Below are 6,030 nucleotides of genomic sequence, written 5' to 3'. Positions count from 1 at the left end.
GCCGGAGAGGTCGAATAGGGGGTCTTGGTTGATGTTGCCTTCGCCTGTCCATCCACCATAAACTTCTAAGGTATCAATATCGCAATAATTGATCGTAAAAGCTTCCGAACCTGAACTATAAATATTATCAAAATTTATTGCATCGTTGGCATAAAATATTGAGTTGATCACCATTGGAACAGAAAAGATATGATCGCTATAAATGGCGCCACCCATTGAACTCGCATTATTTCCATAAAATGTATTGTTGACCAAAACCGGGACCAGCATTCTTGATTCTTTTGAGGATAAATCTTCAAGGCGACTATCATCCTGAAGCATTTCTCCGGATATCAACTCCTTCCCATCATATTGCCTGAAACGGATTGCTCCGCCATTGGTTCCCTGGTTTTCGTCGAATGAATTATTGATGATCAGGCTGTTGAATGTATTGAATGTGAAGAGACCCCCTCCTTGAACAGCTACATTTTGACCTACCTGATTATTCATAAAAATCACTTTGTTGTCATTGGTGATATAAATCGCTACTCCTCCGCCAACTGTGCTGCTCGCAGCTGAGGTGACGTTGTTGTTCACTATGTTGTTTTCTATTTTTAAAGTATCATTGGCTGTGTGTATCCAAAGTCCCCCTCCGCACATGACAGTAGTTCCAATTCCGCTATTTTGCAGAAGCTGGTTGTTTTTGATTGTGGTAATGCCACAGTTATAAAAATGTAAACCTCCGCCATAGGCATAGTTGGCAGAAATTGAGTTGTTTTGAATGGTGTTCGAATGGATGTCAATACCCTCCGAAACATTAAAAGCAGCCATTCCGCCACCCCACGCATAATCAGCTGCGGTGGCTACATTCCCTTCAATGATGTTGTTTTCAATCAAAGCAGGTACACCATAATTCATGATTCCGGCTCCATTCACGTCCAATCCGCCGGAAATCTCGTTGTTCTTTATGATGTTATTTTGAATAACAGAGGAAATGCTGATTCCGCCCATCTGTTGAATTTCAATTCCGCCGCCGTCAGCGTATCCCGTGGAATTAGTGCAGGTATTGTGTTCGATCACATTATTGGTGATGATCGAATTGATCAAAACAGACATACCTCCACCAAAAGATGAAGCAGCATCGGATGAAGAATTATTGTAGTTGATCGTGTTATGATCAATTATCGCCCAACGGCTTTGATTATCCAATGTGATGCAGCACAAACCAGCGCCACCCGCGAAACTTGTGCCAACTGAAGTGGCACCCGTAACCTCGTTGCCTGTTATGTAATTGTGTTCGATCCTGCAACCTGAATTGTAGGCATAAATTCCACCTCCAGCCCTTGTATTGTAATAAGTTTCAACAGTACCCCCACCACCTGTGATGGTAAATCCTGTGATTACCGAAGTGGTATCTTCCCCGGAGATAAAATACACAACTGATGCGCTATCAGGATGAGAAGGCTGACTACCATCAATGACCGTATTATCAATATGATTGGCATTGCCATCCATCAAAAAGTGGCTGCCCACGGTAATGGCTTTGCCCCTGAAGTTGATGTTTTCGTAGTAGGTGCCTTCGGCAACCAAAACCGTGTCACCGGTGGTGGCCACATCAATCCCGGCCTGGATGGTGGGCTGGTCGGCGGGAACGTGGATGATCTGTGTCAGGGTGGGTGCGGTGGCCATGCCGATGTAGCCGGTACCTGGTAATATTCCATAATCAAAGTACATCAGGTATTGATCGTTGGTGATCATTACAGATGGACACTGGAGTACATATAATCCCTGTGCAAAGGCAAAAGGATCATCCATGTAGGTGAAAACCGGATTTGAAGGGGACTTTACCCAAAGAATCCCATCCGGACTTTTAGCACAACCAAGGCTCATCTCACCAGCATGAAACCCTGCATAAAACATTTCAAATCCATTCGCCACCTTGTTGACAAAACCAAAAGTGGCATCTCCTGAATCCCAGGTTCCGGGCTCTCCCGGCATAAGTACCGGATCGCTTTGTAAGTAAGGCGGCTCGGTGGTAAGGGGATCATTATATTTTATCCATCCCGAACCGTTGTTGTAGGCCATTCCCATACTCCAGCCGCCGGTACTGTAATTTGCACCACCGGAGTAAAACATCATCATGGCTGTGTCGGTGTGCAGCACACTGGCGGGCAGTACCCAATGGCCATCCCATTCTACTATACTCCCTCTTGACAGTACCGGGCTCTCCTCTCTTGTCCACGGACCTCCGGGACTGGCTGCAGTTGCCCTGCCGATGTAAGGCCCGGGTCCGGCTCCTGCAGACTGACGCGCACCGTAGTACATCACCCACAGGTCGCCCTCTTTTACAACCACCGGATTGCTCACCGCCCATGCATCGAATCCGCTGCCATCAGGAGCAAACAGCGGTTCATCCACGGTAACTTTGTCGAAGGTATAGCCATCGGTGGAGGTGGCATAACCGATGGCAGCCGGATTGGTGTTCCAACCAATACTGCCGGAATAGAACAGGTACCAGGTTCCATTGTCAAAAACAATGTTGGGAGTGATCATTCCCCCTGCATCCCATGCGCCGGGAGCGCCATGCTCGAGAACGGGGTTTGCCGGATTGGCAACGAAGGGGAGTTGCGGCTGTGCAATCAATGACACCGAACATGCCATAAAAATTGCAACGGAAGTCAATTTCCTTTTCATAACGGCTGTGTTTTTAGGTGAATAAAAATGTTCCCTGCAAAATTACAACCGGAGGGAGGGGAAATGCTAACACTGTCGTTTCAATCTTTAACACTGTCGTTACATCTTTAATGAAATTGGGGGGGGTGCAGCGTAATGAAAGAAAACTAAGGTTGAAATTGCGGCTGATCTTAAACTGAATTAAACCTGAATTTATAATCGGGATTTGTGAGTTTTCCTTTAATGATTTCTCTGCGCGCTTTGCGGTTTCTTTGCGTACTTTGCGTGAAACCAAAACAATTAAGTGATTTTGAAGGGTATTCAGGTCGGCAGGTTAAGCCGGTTGCAAGGCATCAGGGTTTGCCATGCCGTGAAGCAAACGCTGATGGATTTTCGCCATAGTATTCCTGGAAACACCTGGCAAACCATGACAGGTTGTTGAAGCCCACCTCGAAGGCGATTTCGGTGATATTCCCCTTCCCTGCTTTGATCAATGATGCAGCGCGCATCAACCGCAAATTGCGAATAAACTCAGTGGCTGTTTGGTTGAGCAAAGCCTTGATCTTCCGGTGAAGCTGTACCCTGCTCATCGCCATTTCCTCTGCAAATGCTTCAACACTGAAATTGAAATCTGTCATGTTTTCTTTCACAATGCGATGCGCCTTTTCGAGGAATTGCTGGTCGAGTGATAGCACCGGCGCCTCCTGCTCCTTTCCGGCAGTGAGCTGTTTCAGGTAATAATCGCGGAGTTTAGCCCTCTGAAGAATCAGGTTTTTGATCCTGACCAACAGCTCATGCGGGTCGAAAGGCTTGGTGATGAAATCGTCGGCGCCGGTTTCGAGCCCTTCGAGTTTGTCTTCCATGGCGGCTTTAGCAGTGAGCAGGATCACCGGGATATGGCTTGTGCATTTGTCGGTTTTGAGTTTCCTACACATTTGAATGCCGTCCATTTTGGGCATCATCACGTCACTAATGATCAAATCAGGAATTTTTTCGATGGCTTTCTGCAAACCCATTTCCCCATCGAAGGCCTCTGATACCAGGTAATCAGCATCGAGATAGGAGCGGATGTAGGTACGCAGGTCATCATTATCCTCCACAATCAGCACCAGCGGTTGAGTGGTCTCTTCAAGGTTTTCCAGGTTATTTTCATCGGCATGGGGGCGATGATCAACTTCTGGAGGGACAAAAGGCAATGATAAGTTCAGACCATTGTCCGATGCTGCTGGGATGACTGCATCATACGCGCTTTCAGTCACCATTTCCTCCGGTTTCAGGTGTTCGTTTCCCAAAGGCAGTATCAGGGTGAAAGTTGTTCCCTTACCCTGAGAGCTTTCCACCGAGATTTGTCCGTAGTGCAGTTCCACGAGCTCTTTGGTCAGCGCAAGGCCAATTCCTGTTCCTTCCTGATCTTTCAGGTAGCTTTCGCCGGCCTGGTAGAATCGGTCGAAGATATGGGGGAGTTTTTCCGGTGCAATGCCGCAACCTGTGTCGGAGACGGTGATGCTCACCCACTGGCCGTCTGATTCACCGGTTTTCAGTCTCCAGTCCTCTGTCCATTTTCTATGAACCTCTGCCTGCTTTGTGCCAACAGCCGGTTGTGGACTGATTGAAACTTCAATCCTCCCACCCTCCTCTGTAAATTTAAAAGCATTTGAGAGTAGATTGTATAGAATTTTTTCCAGTTTATCCCGGTCAATCCATGCTGCGATCTGCTCCTGCCGGACAACGAAGGACAATTGAATATTCTTTTGCCTGGCCAGCGATTCGAATGATTGTACATACCCTTTGAGCATTTCGACGAGATTCACCGGCGAGGCATGGAGATTCATCTGATCGGCTTCAAGCCTTGAGAGGTCGAGCAGTTGATTGATCAGTTTGAGCAACCGCAAGGCATTGCGATGCATCACATCCAGTTCTTTCAGGCAGAACTTGTCTTTGGTTTTTTCTTTGAGCTTGTGCATAGGCCCAAGGATCAGGGTAAGCGGAGTGCGGAATTCATGTGAGATATTGGCAAAAAATCGGGATTTCATTTTATCGAGTTCCTTAAGCTTTTCCGCTTCCACATGCTCAATTTCCAGCGCTTGTCTAAGGCGCAGACGCTTCAGGTCGTAGCGCCGCCAACCGAAGATCAGCCCTGCCAAAAATAACGTATATATTGTGTAAGCCCACCAGGTTTTCCATGGGGGAGGCGTAATGATCAACATGATCTGGGCGCCTTCCTCATTCCAGTAGCCATCGTTGTTCGATCCTTTAACCCTGAAAACATATTCCCCGGGAGGCACCCCGGTATAATTGGCAAAGCGCCTGGCGCCTGAATGCACCCAGCCTTTGTCATATCCTTCGAGGATATAGGCGTGTTGATTCATCTCAGGGTTGCGATAGTCAATGGCAACAAACTCAAGCGAAAAAAAGTTCTGGTTGTATTTTAACCGAAGTAGCTTTTTCGAGTCAATGGTGCTGTCCAGTTCAACGGGCTCATTTCTGATCCTAAAATCGGTAATCATCACCTCTGGCAGATGGAGGTTATCAGGGTGAACGCTGTCAGGATGAAACCGGCAAAAACCTGCGCCGTTGGGTCCGCTGCCTCCGAAGTAAATATGACCTGACAGGCTTTGGAGAAAGGGAGCATAATTAATACCGGTGTATAGTTGGCCTTCGCTGGCACTGAACAGCTTCAGACTTCTATCCGCGCCGTCATTGGGATTGTATCTTACCAGTCCCTGTTCTGAGATAAACCAGAGATGACCCGATTTATCGCCTGTGAAAACAAAATTTTCGCCGTTCAGCACTTTTCTGAAATGTTCATGATACTCGATGCTGTCTGTTTCCTCGTTATAGTAAAAAAGGGCTGTTTCTGACCTCATCCACAACTTTCCGCTTATATCTTCATATATTTCATTCGCATTCCGGTTTGCGAATAGGCCGGTACTGTAAAAATGATGCAGGTAGTGCCTGAGCAGTTTTGAATCCCTGTTTTCAGGTAATAGACAGAAAACCCCCTTATTCCCTGAAGTCATCCATAATCGGCCTTTACTGTCTTCAAAAAGATCAGTGATGTAGGAAGTTGACAATAAATGATGTTCGAAAACCGGTATAACCTGACCTTTTTCCCATGGTGTGTCAATACAAAACAAACCCCGCTGGGTGGCCAACCAAAGTTTTCCAAACCTGTCTTCGAGCATGTCTAGCACCCAGATCAATTCTTCAAGGCCACTTGTGGTTTCAAAATAGACGGTTTCGAAAGTCTTTTTTTTTCTATCGAATACACTTAGCCCCTCGCCGGAAGAGCCAACCCATAAATGTCGGCCTGAATCCTCAAATATGAGCGTGATCTGGTTTTTAGTCACTACATCCGGTTGATTTCTTTTCCAGGAA

General features: G+C 46.8%; 2 protein-coding genes. Both read right to left on the bottom strand.

The window, feature by feature from the left end; translation table 11 throughout:
* On the bottom strand, positions 1-2,673 hold a 2,673-nt coding region (locus tag IH598_16035), incomplete at its 3' end, for a hypothetical protein (GenBank protein MBE0640028.1).
* Between the two features lie 332 nt (positions 2,674-3,005).
* A partial coding sequence (locus IH598_16030; GenBank protein MBE0640027.1) for a response regulator occupies positions 3,006-6,030 on the bottom strand: 3,025 nt, incomplete at its 5' end.

This window comes from Bacteroidales bacterium, assembly GCA_014860585.1.
GTDB lineage: Bacteria > Bacteroidota > Bacteroidia > Bacteroidales > 4484-276 > RZYY01.
The sequence above is the reverse complement of the archived record's forward strand: the minus strand, read 5'-3'. Positions and strand labels throughout refer to the sequence as shown.